At 41.7% G+C, this 19,533-nt stretch carries 17 protein-coding genes; 11 read left to right on the plus strand and 6 right to left on the minus strand.

Features of this window, described 5'->3' with window-relative positions:
* Positions 1-2 precede the first annotated feature (2 nt).
* From fabG to mltG, 5 genes are all read left to right on the plus strand, one after another.
* Entirely contained in the window at positions 3-737 is a 735-nt protein-coding gene (fabG, locus tag KSO91_RS01635; RefSeq protein WP_238740813.1) for a 3-oxoacyl-ACP reductase FabG, read from the plus strand.
* A 163-nt stretch (positions 738-900) separates the two neighbouring features.
* Positions 901-1,134, plus strand: coding sequence for an acyl carrier protein (gene acpP / locus KSO91_RS01640; RefSeq protein WP_238740684.1), 234 nt, complete (start codon positions 901-903; stop codon positions 1,132-1,134).
* Positions 1,135-1,292: 158 nt separating this feature from the next.
* Positions 1,293-2,534, plus strand: a complete 1,242-nt coding sequence (fabF, locus tag KSO91_RS01645; protein WP_238740686.1) for a beta-ketoacyl-ACP synthase II — start codon at positions 1,293-1,295, stop codon at positions 2,532-2,534.
* Positions 2,535-2,756: 222 nt separating this feature from the next.
* Complete coding sequence (gene pabC / locus KSO91_RS01650) at positions 2,757-3,575, plus strand: aminodeoxychorismate lyase (RefSeq protein ID WP_238740688.1); 819 nt, start codon at positions 2,757-2,759, stop codon at positions 3,573-3,575.
* 7 nt (positions 3,576-3,582) lie between these two features.
* Positions 3,583-4,581 (plus strand): endolytic transglycosylase MltG, encoded by a 999-nt coding sequence (gene mltG / locus KSO91_RS01655; protein WP_238740690.1) that lies wholly within the window; start codon positions 3,583-3,585, stop codon positions 4,579-4,581.
* Positions 4,582-4,638: 57 nt separating this feature from the next.
* On the opposite strand, the gene KSO91_RS01660 is transcribed toward mltG, so the two are convergent.
* Positions 4,639-5,961, minus strand: a complete 1,323-nt coding sequence (locus KSO91_RS01660) for a 6-phospho-beta-glucosidase (RefSeq protein ID WP_238740692.1) — start codon at positions 5,959-5,961, stop codon at positions 4,639-4,641.
* A gap of 157 nt (positions 5,962-6,118) precedes the next feature.
* On the opposite strand from KSO91_RS01660, the gene KSO91_RS01665 reads away from it, so the two are divergent.
* The 4 genes from KSO91_RS01665 (at position 6,119) to KSO91_RS01680 (ending at position 9,597) form a co-directional block, all read left to right on the plus strand.
* The gene (locus KSO91_RS01665) at positions 6,119-7,036 is read left to right on the plus strand and encodes a LysR substrate-binding domain-containing protein (protein WP_238740694.1); all 918 of its coding nucleotides are present in this window, start codon (positions 6,119-6,121) and stop codon (positions 7,034-7,036) included.
* A 97-nt stretch (positions 7,037-7,133) separates the two neighbouring features.
* A complete protein-coding gene (gene tmk / locus KSO91_RS01670) occupies positions 7,134-7,790 on the plus strand; it encodes a dTMP kinase (RefSeq protein ID WP_238740696.1) in 657 nt (218 codons plus the stop codon).
* Positions 7,791-7,804: 14 nt separating this feature from the next.
* The gene (locus KSO91_RS01675) at positions 7,805-8,827 is read left to right on the plus strand and encodes a DNA polymerase III subunit (RefSeq protein ID WP_238740698.1); all 1,023 of its coding nucleotides are present in this window, start codon (positions 7,805-7,807) and stop codon (positions 8,825-8,827) included.
* Complete coding sequence (locus KSO91_RS01680) at positions 8,821-9,597, plus strand: TatD family hydrolase (RefSeq protein ID WP_238740701.1); 777 nt, start codon at positions 8,821-8,823, stop codon at positions 9,595-9,597. Before KSO91_RS01675 ends, KSO91_RS01680 begins: the two co-directional genes overlap by 7 nt.
* Positions 9,598-9,846: 249 nt before the next feature.
* Here KSO91_RS01680 and lrp read toward each other — a convergent pair whose 3' ends face one another.
* Positions 9,847-10,314 carry a leucine-responsive transcriptional regulator Lrp gene (gene lrp, locus KSO91_RS01685; RefSeq protein ID WP_476705449.1) on the minus strand — a complete coding sequence of 156 codons (468 nt, stop codon included), beginning with the start codon at positions 10,312-10,314 and terminating at the stop codon, positions 9,847-9,849.
* Positions 10,315-10,511: 197 nt separating this feature from the next.
* Here lrp and ald point away from each other — a divergent pair, with 197 nt between their 5' ends.
* Positions 10,512-11,636, plus strand: coding sequence for an alanine dehydrogenase (gene ald, locus KSO91_RS01690; protein WP_238740705.1), 1,125 nt, complete (start codon positions 10,512-10,514; stop codon positions 11,634-11,636).
* A 117-nt stretch (positions 11,637-11,753) separates the two neighbouring features.
* Here the strand turns inward: ald and KSO91_RS01695 are convergent, their stop codons facing one another.
* The 3 genes from KSO91_RS01695 to KSO91_RS01705 all read right to left on the minus strand — a co-directional run bounded on the left by KSO91_RS01695 (position 11,754) and on the right by KSO91_RS01705 (position 15,908).
* Positions 11,754-12,494 carry a DeoR/GlpR family DNA-binding transcription regulator gene (locus KSO91_RS01695; RefSeq protein WP_238740707.1) on the minus strand — a complete coding sequence of 247 codons (741 nt, stop codon included), beginning with the start codon at positions 12,492-12,494 and terminating at the stop codon, positions 11,754-11,756.
* 67 nt (positions 12,495-12,561) lie between these two features.
* Entirely contained in the window at positions 12,562-14,988 is a 2,427-nt protein-coding gene (locus KSO91_RS01700) for a formate C-acetyltransferase/glycerol dehydratase family glycyl radical enzyme (protein ID WP_238740709.1), read from the minus strand.
* A gap of 5 nt (positions 14,989-14,993) precedes the next feature.
* A complete protein-coding gene (locus KSO91_RS01705; protein WP_238740711.1) occupies positions 14,994-15,908 on the minus strand; it encodes a glycyl-radical enzyme activating protein in 915 nt (304 codons plus the stop codon).
* 142 nt (positions 15,909-16,050) lie between these two features.
* Here KSO91_RS01705 and KSO91_RS01710 point away from each other — a divergent pair, with 142 nt between their 5' ends.
* The gene (locus KSO91_RS01710; RefSeq protein WP_238740713.1) at positions 16,051-16,725 is read left to right on the plus strand and encodes a fructose-6-phosphate aldolase; all 675 of its coding nucleotides are present in this window, start codon (positions 16,051-16,053) and stop codon (positions 16,723-16,725) included.
* Positions 16,726-16,838: 113 nt separating this feature from the next.
* Here the strand turns inward: KSO91_RS01710 and KSO91_RS01715 are convergent, their stop codons facing one another.
* Complete coding sequence (locus tag KSO91_RS01715; RefSeq protein WP_238740715.1) at positions 16,839-19,406, minus strand: amino acid permease; 2,568 nt, start codon at positions 19,404-19,406, stop codon at positions 16,839-16,841.
* Between the last annotated feature and the right edge of the window lie 127 nt (positions 19,407-19,533).

Here is a 19,533-nt window from a genome sequence, read left to right on the forward strand (position 1 = left end):
TGATGAGTATGCAAGATAAAGTGGTATTAATTACTGGAGCAAGCCGCGGTATTGGCCGCGCAATTGCAGAAAGTTTTGCTGCATTAGGAGCCACCGTTTTAGGCACTGCAACAAGTGAAACCGGCGCTGCTGCGATCAGTGATTATCTTGGTGAAGCGGGTAAAGGTTTTGTGCTAAATGTAACAGAAATCGATTCAATTAGTACACTTTTTGCTGATATCAAAGCACAATACGGTGTTGTCGATGTATTAGTTAATAATGCGGGTATTACACGCGATAATCTATTAATGCGCATGAAAGAAGATGAGTGGAATGACATCATCGAAACCAATCTAACGCCGATTTTTAGAATGAGCAAAGCAGCGCTTCGCCCTATGATGAAAAAACGTGCTGGACGCATTATTAATATCGGCTCTGTTGTTGGTACAATGGGCAATGCTGGCCAAGCTAACTATGCAGCGGCTAAAGCGGGGGTGATTGGTTTTACTAAATCACTTGCGCGTGAAGTGGCTAGTCGTGGTATCACAGTGAATACAGTGGCACCGGGTTTTATTGAAACAGATATGACTCAAGCATTAACTGCAGAGCAACGCGCAGCGACTTTATCTGCTGTACCTGCAGGGCGTTTAGGCTCAACAAAAGAGATAGCTGCGACGGTCGTATTTTTAGCATCTGAAGGTGCGGCTTACATTAATGGTGAAACTATTCACGTTAATGGCGGTATGTATATGGTCTAAGTTAGGCCAGTAAAAAGAGAAAACAGTTGGAATTTACTCATTTATTGATTAAAATCCAAATAATTCTGGTCTAACCAGTGATAGAATACTTGAATATTAAACGCGATAGCATAAACTACCGCCATTAATTAACGCAACAGCGTATCCACAAAGGAAAATAAAAATGAGCAATATCGAAGAACGCGTAAAAAACATCATCGTTGAGCAACTTGGTGTTCAACTAGACGAAGTAGTCAATAATGCTTCTTTCGTAGACGATCTAGGTGCTGATTCTTTAGATACAGTTGAACTTGTAATGGCGCTTGAAGAAGAATTCGATACAGAAATCCCTGATGAAGAAGCTGAAAAAATAACAACAGTTCAATCAGCGATTGATTACATTCAGAAAAATGGTTAATCATTCATTTTAGAATGGATTTTAACTATCAAAAGGCGGTCTTCAGACCGCCTTTTGTATTTATAGACAGGCAAAAGTTAAACTAACTAAATCATTATACAAACAGATAAAAATATATTTATTTAGTCTAATTTAGTACGTATTTAGGAGAAGTCATAGTGTCAAAGCGTAGAGTTGTAATCACTGGTTTAGGAATGTTATCCCCAGTAGGAAATTCAGTAGAGCAATCTTGGCAGGCAGTACAAGCAGGACAAAGCGGGATCTCCAATATTGAGCATTTTGATACTGAAAAATTTGCTTGTAAATTTGCCGGGTTAGTCAAAAATTTCAATGCTGAAGATTACATGCCTAAAAAAGAGGCACGTAAAATGGATACCTTTATCCAATACGGTGTTGCCGCCGCAGAGCAGGCATTTCAAGATTCGGGCCTTGTGGTAACAGAAGAAAATGCAGAGCGTATTGGTGTTGCCATTGGTTCGGGGATTGGTGGCATCACGACCATCGAAACAAATGTACAAAATTTCGAAAAAAGCGGTCCGCGTAAAATCAGCCCATTTTTTGTACCTGCAACAATTATTAATATGATCTCCGGACATGTATCAATTAACAAAGGCTTAAAAGGTCCGAATATAGCTGTAACAACAGCCTGTACGACAGGTACGCACAGCATAGGACTGGCAGCTCGCATGATTCAATATGGCGATGCCGATGTCATGTTCGCTGGTGGTGCTGAAAAAGCATCGAGTCAATTGGGTATGGGTGGGTTTGCTTCAGCACGCGCACTGTCAACGCGTAATGATTCACCACAAACTGCGAGCCGTCCATGGGATGAATCTCGCGATGGTTTCGTATTAGGTGACGGTGCTGGTGTTGTGGTGCTGGAAGAGTACGAACATGCAAAAGCGCGTGGAGCAAAAATCTACGCTGAATTTGTCGGTTTTGGTATGAGCGGAGATGCTTACCATATGACCGCGCCACCAGAAAACGGTGCGGGTGCTGCATTATCAATGAAAAATGCGCTTAAGGATGCAAAAATCGCAGCGACTGATGTTCAATATATCAATGCGCATGGTACTTCAACACCGACTGGTGATATCGCAGAAACGCAAGCTGTAAAAGGCCTTTGGGGTGATAGAGCAAATGAAGTAATGATGAGTTCGACTAAATCGATGACGGGGCACCTATTAGGTGCTGCTGGTGCCATTGAAGCTATTTTTAGTGTCTTAGCACTACGTGATCAGGTTGCTCCACCGACGATTAACTTAGTTAATCCAAGCGAAGGTTGTGATTTAGATTATGTGGCGGGTAACAAAGCACGGCCAGCTAATATCGAATATGTACTGTCTAATTCATTTGGTTTTGGCGGTACAAACGGTACATTAATCTTTAAACGTATCTAGTTTTATAAAATCAAGTTAGAATAAAAACCCGATTTTATAATCGGGTTTTTTATGACTTAAATAAAATCATACTCATTTCACTTATCAAATGATCTGTTTAGGCGTAGGGTAAATGGATGAAAGCAATACATTTTTGCAACAACTCGTTGCTCTAATTGGAAAACAAATAACACAGCCAGCATACGTTTTAACAAGTATAAATGAGTAGATTTGGTATTAGATATGCTAATTAATGGAATAGAATCAACTGTTATTGCAGCCACTGATCGTGGCTTGGCTTATGGTGATGGATTATTTTCAACAATAAAAGTTGAACAGGGCGAATTGCAATTGTGGGCGTTTCACTTGCAACGCTTACAGCTCGGTGCGCAGCGTCTTTTTTTCCCCTCTGTGGACTGGGCATTATTGTGCACCGAAGTGATCACTGTCGCGCAAAGTCTGGCTGCACAGCCGCAAGCGGTGATTAAAGTGACACTAACGCGTGGCAGCGGCGGACGTGGATACAGTATTCAAGGGTGTGACTCTCCGACACGTATTATTGCCAGTTATCCTTTTCCTGATTTTTACAATGCGTGGAAAACAGAAGGCATTAAAGTCATTTTATGTGAGCAAAAATTAGCGATTAACCCACAATTAGCAGGGATCAAAACATTAAACCGCTTAGAGCAAATCTTAATAAAACATGAATTAGAAAATCAGCAAGCGCTTGAGGGGATCGTTTGTGATAATCAAGGGGATGTGATTGAAGCCTGCAGCGCTAATCTTTTTATCTACTTAGATAATCATTGGTTAACGCCTAAAATTGATGGTTGCGGTGTGGCCGGGGTTAAACGCCGGGAAGTGATCAGATGCGCAAAAAATGCAGGAATAGTTATCCCTGAGGTCAGAATTAAACCTGCAGATCTGTTTAATGCGCAAGCATTATGCTTAACTAATTCCCTGATGGGGGTCGTGCCAGTTAAACAGCTGCAATCGCATTATTACCCACTATCGGGTTTCTCTTTTATTCACCGATTACAATCACTATTACAAGAGGTCTAACTGTAAAATGACGATCAAGAAAATATCAATAGCGATATTAATATTACTAGGTTTGATATTTACGAGCATTTTTTTCGTACAGGAAAAAATAGAAAATTATCTGACTATTTCTCGTATCGATAAAACCATGTTATTTACCGTCAGCGCTGGTAGTAATTTTTATTTATTAGGCGATCAGCTTGAAGAACAGGCAATTGTTAATGATCTCACCTGGTGGAAAATCGTCGCTAAATTGCATCCTGAATTTACAAAAATAAAATCAGGCACTTATCAGTTTCAAGAGGGGGCCAATCTCGAAGATATGTTCACCATTTTGAATCAAGGTATTGAATATCAGTTTAAAGTGACTTTTGTTGAAGGCAGTACATTTAGGGAGTGGCTTGCAACGCTCGCTAATGCTGAGGCGCTCGCCCCTTTAGTGAATAGCGAAAAAGAAATATTACAACAGCTGGGTAGTCCACATTCTAAACTGGAAGGGTTGTTACTTCCTGAAACTTATCATTACCACGCGCAGATGAGTGCATTTAAAATTATTGAAAGAGCTTATCTACAACAGTTACAGACTTTAGATGCATTGTGGGCTGAACGTGATAAAAATCTGCCATTAAAGACCCCCTATGAAGTGCTAATTTTGGCTTCTATTATTGAAAAAGAGAGCAGTATCTCTGTGGATCGTGACAAAATTGCCTCGGTGTTTATTAACCGTTTGCGAAAAGGCATTCGTTTACAAACCGATCCGACGGTTATTTATGGAATGGGAGATAATTACCAAGGGCGCATCCGCACTAAGGATCTACGTGAGAAAACTGCTTATAATACTTATCGGATTAATGGCTTGCCGCCAACACCTATTTGCATGCCTAGCGAAGCCGCGCTCTATGCGACGTTGCATCCAGCTAAAACTGACTATCTCTATTTTGTCAGCAAAGGTGATGGGAGTTCTTATTTTTCCAAAAATTTAGTCGAACATAATCGCGCCGTGCAAAAATATATTTTAGGAAAGTAACTTCCTATTTATTTTAAGAGGCACATTATCAATAAGCGTTAATGCGCCTTTTAAATTTTATTTTAGTATGTGTGCAAACTGCGGCATTAATTCAATATTCTCGCGCACAGTTTCTCGCAGCGCACGATCCAAAATAGTGCCGGTGTTTACCAGTGGATTTAAAATAAGTGCACGTTTAGCTTTATTCAGATCGCCGCTAACGGCAGCTTCAACGGTCAGTGTTTCAAACTCTTTCATGAGCTGCAGTAGACGTAAAGTGTCGCTTGGAAATGGCGCAACATTAAGCGCTAATGGACCACTTTTAGTTATTATTGAACTTACTTCCACTACGCAGTCATCGGGCAGACCGGCAATCGCGCCATCATTACGTATATTGACATGCATAATAGTGCGTTTGTCGTTATAAATAGACGTCATTAATTCACAGGCGGCTTCAGAATAATATTGCCCCCCGCGTTTTTCTAGTTCTTTGGGCTTAGTATTGACTTGCGGATCACTATAAATATCAAATAGCCGTTTTTCCATTGCTTTAACGACTTCACCGCGTGTTCCTTCGCCTTCTGCCTCGACTAACTCTTGCTCGAGAATATCTTGACTCATATAGTAATAACGTAAATAAGCACAAGGGATCATGCCCATATTTTTTAATAACTCAGCCGGCCAAGAAAAAGCAGGAATATTACTTGGAACAAGCTGATCGTTACCGGCAATAATCTTATCGACAATTTTTTCGAGTTTGTTTTCACCGTTATGTAATACTTGCCGTGCCCAGATAAAGTGATTGATCCCCGCAACCTGCATAATAATATCTTTTTCATCGCTATCAAGCATTGCAGCCATCCCTTTCTGCATAATAACCGGGATGTTACATAAGCCAATCGCTTTTACTTTACTATGTTTTAAAATAGCTTCAGTGACCATCCCTGATGGGTTCGTGAAGTTGAGTAGCCAAGCATTTGGGCATAACTCTTCAATTTCTTTACATATTTCAAGTGCGATAGGAATGGTACGACAGGCATTGGCAAAGCCGCCTAGGCCATTAGTTTCTTGTCCAATCATGCCGTATTTTAGAGAGATGCGTTCATCTTTGACACGAGCATCAAGGCAACCAGCGCGAAATTGTGAACAAATAAAATCAGCATCTTGCAAAGCAAGGCGGCGATCTAAAGTAACTTCAACTTTGATCTTAACGCCTTCTTTTTTAATCATTCGCCTAGCAAGAGCGGCAATAATATCAACTTTCTTTTTGCCTTCTTCGATATCAACCAGCCATAGTTCACTGATTGGTAATTCATCTTTTCTTTTTAACAGTCCTTCAATCAGTTCGGGAGTGTAGCTAGAGCCTGCACCGATAACTGCAATCTTTAATCCGTTTTTCATAATAACCTCCTCGTTGTGTGTTAACTCACATCTATTACATGCGCAATAAAGTCGTCAGGCAAACGAAATAAAAAACACTATCTATTAAAAATTTTAATGTATATTCTGATATTAAGTAGATTTGTACTTTGCTGCTTTATACAAAAAGGAGGGGCGGATGGATAATAAACAGGCATTGTTGGCCAATATGCATACTTTCAGTGTCGTGGCGCGTTTTCTCAGTTTTACCAAAGCGGGTGAAGAATTGTGTTTAACGCAAGGGGCGGTGAGTCATAGGATTAAAAATCTTGAAAAACATCTCGGTTTTTTAGTGTTTGTGCGTCTAACGCGTCGTTTAGAGTTAACCATTGAAGGTGCGCGTTTATTAGCCACATTAAATGACTCTTTTGCACAAATTTTTTCGGAATTGGATGATATCCGTTTTAATGAATTACGTGGTGAGTTGTATATTGGTGCATCTCCTAACTTCGCTCTTGCATGGCTGATGCCGCGACTGCCTAGTTTTCAACAGCAATACCCCAATCTAAATGTAAAAATCAGAATAAAAGCCAGCAAACTCGATTTTAAGTATGAGCCGGTTGATTTGGCTATTTATTATGGTAATGAATTTAATCCCGACCTGCATTGCCTACGTCTTTTTTCAGAAAGATTAGTGCCTGTTTGTACTCCTTTGTATGCCCAAAAATTTGCTTTAATGGACGGTATTGAGCAATTAAAAGAAGTAACATTTATTCATTGTATTGAGTCGCTTGAAACTATTTCTCCTGCACATGAATGGTCTGTTTGGCTGAAAGCGAATGAAATTGATCTCGATACACAGCAGAAGCAGTATGTCTTTAATCATGGTGAAATGGCAATTACAGCCGCTAGGCAAGGGATGGGGGTTGCCATTGGACGTGTTGAACTTATTCAATCTTATCTTCAATCTGGTGAACTGATTACCCCTTTTGCTTCTGTTAAAGCGGGGCTGGGTTATGATTTGATGTGCTCAAAAGGACAGGAGGTTCGGCCGAAGTATCAAGCCTTTTTAAATTGGATTTTGGCGCAGAATAATAATCGCGGTCATTATGAATAATGCAGAATGTAATCGTTCTTCTTTAGGTGTGTTGTTTCCCTCTTCTTTTAAATGCGTATAATTGCGCTGTGATAATTGTATTTTAGGAAAGTAATCCATGTCAGCTTTAAAAAAATTAGCAAATAAATTTATTGTTATTGAAGGACTCGAAGGCGCGGGTAAAAGTACCGCCATCTCCTATATCGATAAATGGCTGGCATTACAAAATATGCCCGCTGAAAAAATTGTTTATACAAGAGAGCCTGGTGGTACCGAGCTGGCTGAAAGAATCCGAGATATTGTAAAAATGGAGGTGCAGGGTGAGACGTTGCAAGATAAAGCGGAGCTTCTGCTAATGTACGCCGCACGCGTGCAGCTTGTTGAACATATTATTAAACCTGCTTTAGCCGACGGCAAAGTCGTGATCGGCGATCGTCATAATTATTCTTCGCTTGCTTATCAAGGAGGAGGCCGCGGTATTGATATGGCCCTTATTGAAGGGCTTAAACAACTTTCACTGGGGGATTTTACAGCTGATCTGACACTCTATTTAGATATTGAGCCTGAGCTGGGGTTGAGTCGTGCAAGAGGGCGGGGGGAGTTAGACCGTATTGAGCGTCAAGCTATTAGTTTTTTTCAACGAACACGTGCGGTGTTTCTGGATTTGGTTGCCAAGGATCAAAATGCTTTTACTATTGACGCTTCACAAACGCCATTGCTTGTTGAAAAAGCGATTTTTACACAATTAGATAACTGGCTAGCGAGTTTAAATTGATAATGGATGTGGATATGAATAATCAATTTTCTGATGTTTCCACCCCGTGGTTAACGCCTATTTTTGAACATTTAGTGGCCACCTATCAGACGGGACGATTTGCTCATGGTTTATTACTAACGGGCAGTACCGGCATTGGAATATTTAAGCAAGCACAAAAGATTGCGCAATATCTGTTGTGCAGTAATAAGCAAGCAGATGGACCTTGTTATCACTGCCATTCTTGTAACTTGTTTCTCGCGCATAACCATTTAGATTTTCACTTTTTGGAAAATGAAGTAAATAAAACAATCGGTATTGAGCAGGTGCGGAGTTTAATAGCAATACTCAATGAGCGCCCGAACTTGGGTGATAATAAAGTAGTGATTATAAAAAATGCACAGTTGTTAACTGTTCCTGCTGCAAATGCGCTACTTAAAACTTTAGAAGAGCCACAAGGTAATAGTTATATTATTTTATTGGCCCGTACCCATCATCAATTGATGCCGACTATGCTAAGTCGAGTGCAACATACCCATCTTCATACTCCGGAAGATTCAGTCTTATTAGCTTGGCTTGCTGATTTGGGTTTTGTTGTTGAAGATAAAGGTCTGTTGCGCTTATATCAAAATAGTCCACTCGCCTTGTTAAACCATCTGAAAAATGTGCAGCAAGGAAGTGAACAGGATGAGCGGAAAAACTGTGTTGAAGGGCTTTTTACTCTTCTATATATGCCTGAAACTTTGTTTACTTTTAGCCATTTTTTAGCAGAGTCAGTAGAAAAACGGTTACAGCTACTTTTTCATCTGCTCCACGATTTACATAAATTAAAACTATCGGATGATGCGATTGATAACGATGCTATTTATACCTTTGCATTGCCACAATTAAAAATTTGGCAGTCGCAGGTAACCTTGAAAAGTTTACGTTATTTGTGCTCCGAACTACTGCATACGCGTACCTTACTAATTGATCATTCGGGGCTAAAAAAAGAGTTGTTAATTAATGCTCTACTTATCAAAATAAAAAATGAATTTAAGGAAAATACAACATGTTAGTAGACTCGCATTGCCATCTTGATGGCCTAGATTATAAAAATAGACATAAAGATTTAGCGGATGTTGTGAGTAAAGCCGCACAGCAAGGAATCAATTATTTACTTAGCGTTTGCGTAGAATTAAAAAAATATCCTGCCATGGCGCAACTTATTGCCCCTTTCCCACAAATATTCTCTTCCGTTGGCATGCATCCTCTATATCAGGATGAAGCGGTTGATTCAGCTTTATTACTGGAATATGCACAGCATAAAAATGTGGTCGCCGTTGGCGAGACGGGGCTTGATTTTTTCTATTCTCCTGATAATAAAGCGCAGCAAGAAGCCTCTTTTCGCGCACAAGTTCGTGTTGCTAAATTGGTTAATAAACCGCTGATAGTCCATACCCGCGATGCGCGAGAAGAAACATTGACTATTTTGCGTGAAGAGGGGGCTGAGCAGGTGGGTGGTGTTTTACACTGTTTTACTGAATCTTTAGAGATGGCGCAGGCGGCAATGGAGATGGGTTTTTATATCTCGGTTTCCGGTATCGTCACTTTCAAAAATGCCAAAGCGCTGCAAGCGGTGATTAAAGCCATTCCGTTGAATCGTTTATTAGTTGAAACAGATTCACCCTATTTAGCGCCGGTGCCCCATCGCGGTCAGGAAAATGAACCTGCTTACACGCGTGATGTCGCGCAGTTTGTTGCCGATTTAAAAGGGGTTTCATTCGCGGAGTTGGAAAAAACAACCACGGAAAACTTTTTCAACTTGTTTACGCAAGCTAAAAAATAAGCTCCACGATTAAAAGATGCCTGCTTATTGTGGCCATTGACTTTTTTATTCCCTTAGCCATTTATACTCTTGTTGCTTTAAAGTACACAATCAGCAAGACAAATTGTGTACTTAGGTGATAGGAATAAAATTGAAGTATCGTGTTTCAAGATTGACATTTTATAACAGCGCAGAGGAGTCGAATTTGGGCTTACCTAGAAAGCCCTTTACTGAACACCTCGCTGAGTCCTGATACAGCGCGTTGAAGTGTTATGGGTGCATAATATTAATAGAGGTTAAACATTTAACCTCTTCCATTACCACGTAAGTTCGTGACTCCTTTATATTCGGCAGTGCAAGCAAGGTTTGACTGAGCACTTTGCGATATGCGGACATATCGGCTACCCGCGTTTTTAATAAATAATCAAAATCACCTGAAACCAAATGACACTCTAAAATTTCATCCAGTTGGTTGGCTGCTTTGTTAAAGCGTTCAAAGACATCTGGATTAGCACGCTTCAGCGTGATTTCAATATAAACTAACAGTGATGCATTTAAGTAATGAGGATCAAGTAATGCTGTATAAGATTTAATAACCGCATTTTTTTCCAGGCGTTTAACCCTTTCTAAACAAGGTGTTGGGCTTAACCCGACTCTTTTAGATAATTCAACATTAGAGATCCGCCCCTGTTTTTGCAGTTCCTGTAATATATTACGATCTATTCTGTCTAGTGAGATCAACTTGCTATCCTTTCGCGTGTAGTTTTATCATCTAAATTAATGCATTAAACAGAATTATAAACTAAGTTTTGTATGCAAAACAGAAAAATAGTGGCAAAAAAACTGTAGCAAATATTTTATACTTTATCCACTAAATGGGTATTTAGTCACAAACGTCTAATCAACAACTAATGATCAATTTAAGGGAAATAATTATGCTTATCGGTGTACCTAAAGAAATTAAAAATCACGAATATCGTGTTGGTATGGTCCCTGCGAGTGTCCGTGAACTAGTGCAAAACGGTCATGATATTATTGTTGAAACAAATGCCGGAATGGGGATTGGTTTTAATGATCAAGACTATATTACAGCCGGCGCGAGTATTGAAAATGAAGCTGCAACTATTTTTGCTAAAGCGGAAATGATTGTTAAAGTGAAAGAACCACAAGCGACAGAACGTGCAATGTTGCGTGAAGGACAAATTTTATTTACTTACTTACACTTGGCACCTGATTTGCCACAAACACAGGATCTGATTGATTCTAAAGCTGTGTGTATTGCCTATGAAACAGTAACAGATGCTAAGGGCGGATTGCCGCTATTAGCACCGATGTCTGAGGTTGCTGGGCGAATGGCCATTCAAGCGGGAGCGCGAGCATTAGAAAAGTCAAATCAAGGCAGTGGTATGTTATTAGGCGGCGTCCCCGGTGTTGAGCCTGCTAAAGTTGTTATTGTTGGTGGTGGCATGGTGGGTAATAATGCGGCGCAAATGGCTGTTGGTCTCGGTGCTGATGTCACTATTTTAGATCGTAGTATTGATACATTACGCAGCCTAAATATTCAATTTGCTAACACTGCTAAAGTGCTTTATTCAACAGCTGATGTGTTGGAAAAAGAAGTAATAGCCGCCGATTTAGTTATTGGTGCGGTGCTTATTCCGGGGGCTGCAGCACCGAAACTAATCACTAAAGCGCATATCGCAAAAATGAGAGCTGGCTCAGCAATTGTCGATGTTGCGATTGACCAAGGTGGTTGCTTTGAAACCTCGCATGCAACGACTCACCAAGATCCAACCTACATTGTCGATGAAGTGGTTCATTATTGTGTCGCTAATATGCCGGGTGCAGTTGCGCGTACTTCAACTTTCGCACTTAATAATGCAACGTTGCCTTATATCATTAAACTAGCAAATCTAGGTTACCTAGCTGCGCTATTAAATGATCAAGGTTTATTAAACGGCCTTAATGTGATTAACGGAAAGTTGACATGTGAAAGTGTCGCCGTCGCACATCATATGGAATTTGTTGCACCAGAAGTTGCACTTGTTGAACATGCTTGATTCGCTAGTATTGAAGCCTATGGCTGCGATGGCTATCGTAACTCTCTAGACGGCAAATAATAATCCTTATTCTTAACTTAGATTGAGGGTTATTTTTCTCTACCCGCGTTATAACGCTTATTCTAAGAATATTTCCACACCTTGTGTACGTAAAACGTCAATATCATGCTGTGGGGCATCTTTATTGGTAACCAGCACTGAAATTTCCTGACCATTCCCTAAGCTCGTTGGAAAAATTTGACCAAATTTACTGGCGTCGGTGAGCACAATATTACGTCTTTTTTTAGCTAATATGGCTTTGGCAACATCAGCGCGCATCATGTCTCGACTGGTAAATCCCGTATCTTGATGGTAGCCATCGATACCTAAAAATGCACTGCTGAAATGGATATGTTCAATACATAAAGTGGTCAGCGATCCCACTAAACTTTCTCCCTGATGCTGATAAACACCGCCGAGTAGAATGATATTGGCTTTTGAATGGCGAATGAGATGTGCAATATAGGCACTTGGTGTGATAATAGTGACATCACCGCGTGCTGCTAATACCTGTGCTAATAAAGCGTTCGCACTGCCACCTTCAATGATCACGGTTTCAGCGAACTTAACCAGTTGCGCGGCGCGTTCCGCTAGCTTTTGTTTAGCATCAAAACGTACCGCCATGCGGTCACGGAGATCATCACTTTGTAATGACATAGCAGCACCATGCACCCGTTTTAGGTAACCCTCTTTTTCCAGTTGATTGAGATCCTGACGAATAGTGACCTCTGATACGCCCGTATAAACAGAAAGCTCTGAGACCATCACGCGCTTTTGTTGATTGACTAACTGTACTATTTCGCTGTGTCTGGGGTTCATAAACAATCCTGTGATGAATAGGCTTTCAGCTTGGTTTCAGGTGAAACTGCAGTGAAAGCCTGACATCTTACAAGTTATGCTCAGTGCGAGCAATAATATCGTCTTGTGCATCGGGTGATAATGCCGTGAAAAAGGCTGAGTATCCCGCCACCCTGACCACCAAATCACGATACAATTCTGGATTCGCTTTAGCGGCTAGCAGGGTCTCTCGTGAGACTATATTATACTGCACATGCCAACCTTTATGGTGATTAAAGAATGTGCGAATGAGCATCGATAACTTCAGCATATCGCCTTCACTTTCAATGGTAGCGGGGGTCAGTTTTTGATTAAGCAGTACGCCTCCGAGGATCTTATTTACCGGCATTTTGGCAACGGAATTATACACCGCTGTTGGCCCTAATCTGTCCGAACCCGAAGCGGGACTTGCGCCTTCAGCTAATGGTGAGGCTGCTTTACGCCCATCGGGAGTGGCCATTGTCGCTGCGCCAAAGGGCACATTTGCAGAGATACTCGATGTACCCGCATAGTATTTACCGCCTATCGGGCCGCGTCCATAACGGGTATTGTGGAATTTTGACAACTCATCAATGTAGGCGTTATAGGCAATAGTGATAAGTTGATCCACCGCGTCATCATCATTGCCGTATTTCGGCGCAAAATTTAATAAACGCTGACGTAGTCGCTCACCTTCAGATGTTGCGTAATTGTTCGCTAATGCCTGCGCTAATTCTGGTTGGGTAATTTTAGGGTGATCAAAAACGAGATGCTTAATCGCTACTAGGCTGTTGCCCAAATTGGCAATGCCGACCTGTAAACCGGATACCCAATCATATTTTGCCCCGCCTTCTTTAGCCGTTTTACCACGGCTTAAGCAATCATCTACCAAGGAAGAGCAGAATATATCCTGTACTTGTTGCTCGAGCACAGAATCGACTACGCAATCAATCTCAATAGATTTACGCGTGAAGTAACTAATCTGCTCGGTCCATGCTGCCATGATTTGCTCAAAGTCTGTAAAATTACCTTTTGCTAATGACTTTTCTGATGCCAAGAAAACCTTGCCTGATGTTGCATCACGACCTTCATCTAGTGCCGCTAATAAAATACGTGCAAAATTGATAAAACTCATGCCTGTGCAGCGGTATCCCCATTTACCCGGCACCGCTGTTTCAATACAGCCAATCGCAGAGTAGTTATAAGCGTCTTGTTTTTCAACGCCTAATTTAATGAATTCGGGGATCACAATCTGATCGTTATTAAATGCAGGCATACCAAATCCACATTTAATCACTTCAATGCAGGCCATTAAGAACGGCTGATCTAAGCCTTCATGGTAACGCACGCTTAAGTTGGGTTGGGTTGAGCGTAATTGCCCACAAGATTCAAGAATTGCCCAAGATAACGAGTTTACCGCATCGCAAGGGGTGCCATCCTGCGCTAATTTTTGCCCGCCAATAGTGACGTTTTGGTAAAGTGGACTGCCTGCGGAGGCTTTTGAATGGGCACCAGAGCGGATCTTATTCACTTCCAGTAATTTCAACCAACAGCTTTGTAACAGTTCAAGTGCAAACGCTCTAGTGATTGTTTTATCTGTTTCAACGTCTTGCTGATAGAAACTGTGCAGGTATTGATCCATTCGCCCAAATGAAACTGAATGTCCATTTGATTCAATTTGCAATATAAGCTGCACAAAATAACATAACTGCAAAGCCTGCCAAAAAGACTCGGGTTTATTAAATGCAATTAAACGGCAATTAGCGGCCATAGTTTGCAGCTCTTTAACTCGCTCTGGACGTGTCTCTTGCGTCGCCATTGTATCTGCAAGGTTGGCATAATCAATAATATGTTGTTGTACGGCTAAGAGCACAATTTCAACCGATTTTAAAAATTGTTCACGTTTTAAATCTTCATAATCGGCAAGATCGATATTGGCGCGGTGTGCACGCACTTCATCAATTAAACCAGTAAGACCAATACGTAATATTTTTTCATTATCCACCGCTAGGTGTGCGTCGCCAGAGGTCATATTGCCCTCTGCTTTGATAATGGTTGATGCGAGCAGCGCTTGTTGTTCATCAGTAAACAAACCGTAACAACGATCCTGCACCGTTTTACCTCGCCAGTATGGCGCCAGTTGATGGATGTTTTTTTTATCCTCTTCGCTTACTGAAAATCCAGCTCCCGGCCGCTCCGCTAAATCATCAATTTCCGCATCAAGCCAACGTACTGTGTATTCAGGGAAAATAGGTGCAGCACGGACTTTACTGGCTTGATTACCGATAATCAACTCGTCATGCTTTATCCAAAGGGTGCGTGTTTGTAAATGTGCTTGTAATGCAAAAGCGCGCTGCACAATCACCGGTTTATCTTCATGTTGTTGATAAATATGGGTATAGGCCTGCGCCCGCTCAGTACAAATTGGCGGTGTAAGGATATTAATCAGCTGAAGCTTATGAGCACTAATACGTTTTGCTAAGTAATTAAGATTCATTTTGGTTAACCTCTAATAGTAACGGTAAGCTTTTGCACACTCTGTGGATGGTTTTGTGCATATTCTTGTGCATTGATAAGTAATACAGGGTTGTCTAATGGCTTGTCGGCACAGTGATAAGGCATATCAAGTAAGTCATATTTATTGATGCCTAACGTGTGATAGGGCAATAGATGAAGTTCACAGCAAGCTTTAAGTGAAACTGCAAAATCAATGATCGCGTGTAATTCTTGCTCCGTATCATTAAAACCTGGCACGATAGGAATGCGGATCACAATGCGTTTAGCGTGTAATGCGAGTTGTTGAAAGTTCTTTTGTATACGGGATAGAGAGCCTTTTGCCCACTCTTGAAATTTTTGTTGATCGGTGTGTTTTAAGTCCGTTAACCAGCAATCAATATACGGGAGAACCCGTTCAATATTTTTCCATGGCACATGCATACAGGTTTCAATGGCCGTATTGATTCCTTGTTGATGCATTCTTTTGGCTATATTCTCAACCAATTCTGGCTGCATTAGCGGTTCCCCACCTGAAAATGTTACACCACCACCACTTTGAATATAAAAGGCTTTGTCTTTTAATAGCGTCTCAAAGAGAATATCTTGTTGTGTCTCTTTTCCGCAAACAGAGAGCGCTTGTGTTGGGCAGCATTGCGTTAAGCTGTCTAATACTTTTTCATCAATAGCTAAACGATCGATGACTATCAGACCTTCTTTATTGCGGGTAATTGTATTTGTCTCTTTTTGGCATGCTTGGCAGTCTTGTAAGCAGAGACGCTGATCGAATAATAATGAACGCTTTTCACTGCGGCTTTCTGGATTTTGACACCATGGGCAGGCAAGGCTACATCCCTTCAAAAACAAGATAGAACGGATGCCATCACCATCATGGGTAGAAAATCGTTGAATATCAAAATACATGGTCACCTCAAATGAAACTTTAAAGTTTCGATAAGTGAAACAATAATACTTACATACGAAACCTGCTTTGATATAGATCAAGTGGTAGGTGCTTTTTAATCGTTATAGTTTTGCTACCTCATAAACCCACGGAGTAATAACGATGATTGAACTGTATCTTGATACCGCAGATATCGAACAAGTAGCTCGATTCAAGCAATGCCTACCATTAAAAGGAGTGACTACTAATCCGACTATTCTTGCCAAGTCTCTCACCGGTCTGAGAGATCTACTTGCTTCATTAGCAGAGATAATGGGGCCCAATGCGCGTTTTTTTGCGCAGGTAGTCAGTACCACTGTTGAAGGCATGGTTGAGGAAGCTAAAAAAATCAATCAGTTGCCTTATGACATGGTTGTTAAAGTGCCCGCGACTGAGGTTGGCTTAGCTGCTATTAAGCAAATAAAACAAGAGGGGATTGTCGTGCTTGCAACAGCGATATATTCTGCTCAACAAGGTTTTCTGGCTGCATTATGCGGGGCTGATTACCTTGCTCCCTATGTCAATCGTATTGATACAATGGGCGCCGATGGTGTTGGCGTTGTTGCTGATCTACAGCATTTGATAAATCAACATCGGTTACCGACTAAGATATTAGCGGCAAGTTTTAAAAACACCCAGCAAGCGTTGGAGGTTATGAAGCTGGGGATCGGCGCAATTACACTGCCTGTCGAAGTGGCCGCACAGATGTTTGCCCATCCGGCAGTACAACCTGCAGTTGATCAGTTCAGCAAGGACTGGCATGGCGCTTTCGCTGATAAACTTTCATTTGAAAGTTAATAAAGAGGGGGGTAATCAGATCATTCGCCCCTTCTTGAAACGTAATGCTTTAGCGCAGAAGTACACGGGAATAGCTGTACGATATCGATTTGCTAACCCCGAACTGAGGTTACTTAACTTTCTTTGTTGTCTTCTCCGTTTGCAGTCTTTTTAATGTCACCATTAGTGAGGTGACATTGTTTTTGTAATCGTTCGAGTTGTTGCTTATATAATTCTTGCTTTGTTTCTGCTTTAGCGGAGCGGCGAGTTGCACTATCTAGTTTTTGGCGGATCTTCGCTAACTGAGCATAGATAGTATTCCGATCTTCATCGTCGCCATGCAGTGGTGTTTTTAGTAGCGCTTTTAGGCTTGCTTCGATGGCTATATTTTCATTCTTTACCTCCTCTTCTGCTTGTTTAGCGCTTGTGTGTGCTGCATTTAATTTGTCCTGCGCCTCTGCCAGTAAACCGGCAATACCTTGCTCCGGTTCAGCATCGAGATCAATCTTTTGCACAGCGATAACCAGAGCGACAAGAGGAAGCTCTGCAAGGAGATCTGCTACCGGGAGCCCTGAGCAGTCTACAAGCTGCTCGGCTTGTAGTGTTAATGGCAATAAAACTAAGCTGGCATCCTTCGAATAATGGCGGATAGTAGCGCGGCTAAAATCTTTAACAATCATCGCTTGTGCATCAATGCGGCTCTCCTCTAACTCATCTTGCAAGGCCTGTAACGCGCCTTTATTATTGCCATGAGGGGCACTCAGTACCCGTAAATCAGCTTGATCCCAAAAAGGGGCTCGGGTAATCAGGTGGGCCTGTAGCAGCATCAGTGAACCGCTGTTTCCGGGGATATACCAGATATCAATGCGACGTTGATCAGCTGGCTGTAGCTCAAGTTGATGCCACTCATCTTCCTTGGCATCGAGGATGACTATATTATAACCAAGGCGTAATGCGGCATGCAGATTTTTGCCAAAGCTTTTCAGCTGTTGGCTAAAAAAGTGTTGGGCATAGGTACCTAGATAATTGATTAAGATGGTATTTGCTTTTAATGGACCAACACCAAAAGATTGTAGTAATAATTCACTGCCGATCGCAAGAGACGGTGCATTGACCACCAGTGGAAAAGCTTGTACACCGCTGGCGGCTATGTCCTCGTAAAGCTCATTTTCTGCTGCGACTTTTTCTGATTTTCTCTTTTCCAATATATGTACCAGGGTTGTCAGGCCACTACCTGCTACGAGCCAAGAAGAAAATTTGAGTAGTCGCTCTCGCCGCTCTTTACTACTCGAAAAAGCGAGTATTTGTGGCCGCCAATCGCGGGGATGCTCTAATTCTAGTGAAATCTGTAGTAGATGCTCGCGCACTTGTTGCAAGTGGTAAGAGCGGCGACCATCGGCCCACCGACTTTGCTTAACGGTGCGTTGTAGATATTGGTAAAGGCCAAAAATCAAAGCAACGGCCAGTGCGCCCGATTCCCAGTTAATAGCTAACATGGCGAGTAAGCAGATAATCGCGCCTGCTAGGCTGGCATATTTATGAAACCATTTAAAACGGGGACGAAAAGAGGGACTGGCTGATCGGGCTTCAAAATAGGTAGCGTAATTAAGCAGCCCATAGGAAATAAGAAAGAACATAGCGACAATACTCGCTATCAAGTTTAGATTGCCTAGGGCAACAGTAAGTAATGCTATAGCGGCAGCCAATAATACCCCTCGTTGGGGGTTATTGGAAAGGCCAGCCCCTTTAGCAAACGGTGTTAACAGTGGAAAAATTTTATCACTGGCCAATGATTGTAGAATACGTGGAGCCCCCAGAAAAGAGGCCATCGCAGAAGATAAAGTGGCAGCACAGACGCCAGCAAAAATAAAGTTAGGTAGCCAAGCGACTCGATTCATTGCCGAATAATCACTGACTAATAATGGTTGCGGTAGGCTTGCAGCAAAAAATAGTGCCGCGAGCAAATAGATAAGTAGCGAAATACTCACCGCAAGAAAGGTCCCTCGTGGCAAGCTTTGACTTGGCGAACGCAGGTCGCCAGACATACTGACTCCTTGAGTGAATCCGGTAACGGCGGGGAAAAAAAGTGCAAATAGTAGCCAGAAAGGCGGACTTTCTGATCTGGAGAGTAAATTTTCCTGTAGCAGTGTACTATCCCAATGTTGTAGCCCCCCGATAAAAAAGGAGATCAGCGCTAAACAGAGGATCGTCATGACAGCATACTGAAAACGGGTAGCCCAATCCGCGCCTCGCCATGCTAAGAAAAATAATACAGCAATAGCAGCAAGCGCGATGATCTGCGCCATCCCGTGGGCTATCGGGAACATTCCTGCAACCACTTCGCCAAAACCGATGCAGTAAAAACCGATTGAGATTGATTGTGCAAAAAATAGTACTAGGCCCAGAGCGCCACCAAATTCTATCCCCAATGTTCGTGATATTAGATAATAATCTCCCCCACCGCGGACTTTTAGATTGGTGGCGATCGCCGATAGTGAGATGCTAGTCAATATTGTGATCGTGTAAGCAATCAAAATAATTAGTAATGTCTGTAGTAAGCCCCCAGAGCCAACCAGGTAACCGAGACGTAGAAATAGAATTATGCCGAGTATGGTTAAAATGCTCGGCGTAAAGACACCTGCGAAAGTACCGAGCTTATTTTGATCGCTTTGCACAGCGGTCTGCTTGCTCCGTTTAGGCATTTTCTCTTTCCTCAGTACAATTTTTAGCAAACTACAGAGCGACTTTTTGCATGGGTATGACAAGCATAGCGTAATATTTTTTAGATCTTACGATCGTCGGTGGCTGAAAAGTGATCATAGTATAAAT

The sequence above is a fragment of the Psychromonas antarctica genome (assembly GCF_022267535.1).
GTDB classification, from domain to species: domain Bacteria; phylum Pseudomonadota; class Gammaproteobacteria; order Enterobacterales; family Psychromonadaceae; genus Psychromonas; species Psychromonas antarctica.

Coding starts and splice junctions, on each gene's coding strand:
- KSO91_RS01660 (WP_238740692.1), bottom strand. CDS start 5,961: ATGAAAAACGGATTAAAGATTGCAGTTATCGGTGCAGGCTCTAGCTAC.
- KSO91_RS01715 (WP_238740715.1), bottom strand. CDS start 19,406: ATGCCTAAACGGAGCAAGCAGACCGCTGTGCAAAGCGATCAAAATAAG.
- acpP (WP_238740684.1), top strand. CDS start 901: ATGAGCAATATCGAAGAACGCGTAAAAAACATCATCGTTGAGCAACTT.
- KSO91_RS01700 (WP_238740709.1), bottom strand. CDS start 14,988: ATGAATCTTAATTACTTAGCAAAACGTATTAGTGCTCATAAGCTTCAG.
- mltG (WP_238740690.1), top strand. CDS start 3,583: ATGACGATCAAGAAAATATCAATAGCGATATTAATATTACTAGGTTTG.
- KSO91_RS01710 (WP_238740713.1), top strand. CDS start 16,051: ATGATTGAACTGTATCTTGATACCGCAGATATCGAACAAGTAGCTCGA.
- tmk (WP_238740696.1), top strand. CDS start 7,134: ATGTCAGCTTTAAAAAAATTAGCAAATAAATTTATTGTTATTGAAGGA.
- ald (WP_238740705.1), top strand. CDS start 10,512: ATGCTTATCGGTGTACCTAAAGAAATTAAAAATCACGAATATCGTGTT.
- KSO91_RS01695 (WP_238740707.1), bottom strand. CDS start 12,494: ATGAACCCCAGACACAGCGAAATAGTACAGTTAGTCAATCAACAAAAG.
- KSO91_RS01680 (WP_238740701.1), top strand. CDS start 8,821: ATGTTAGTAGACTCGCATTGCCATCTTGATGGCCTAGATTATAAAAAT.
- pabC (WP_238740688.1), top strand. CDS start 2,757: ATGCTAATTAATGGAATAGAATCAACTGTTATTGCAGCCACTGATCGT.
- KSO91_RS01665 (WP_238740694.1), top strand. CDS start 6,119: ATGGATAATAAACAGGCATTGTTGGCCAATATGCATACTTTCAGTGTC.
- KSO91_RS01675 (WP_238740698.1), top strand. CDS start 7,805: ATGAATAATCAATTTTCTGATGTTTCCACCCCGTGGTTAACGCCTATT.
- KSO91_RS01705 (WP_238740711.1), bottom strand. CDS start 15,908: ATGTATTTTGATATTCAACGATTTTCTACCCATGATGGTGATGGCATC.
- fabG (WP_238740813.1), top strand. CDS start 3: ATGAGTATGCAAGATAAAGTGGTATTAATTACTGGAGCAAGCCGCGGT.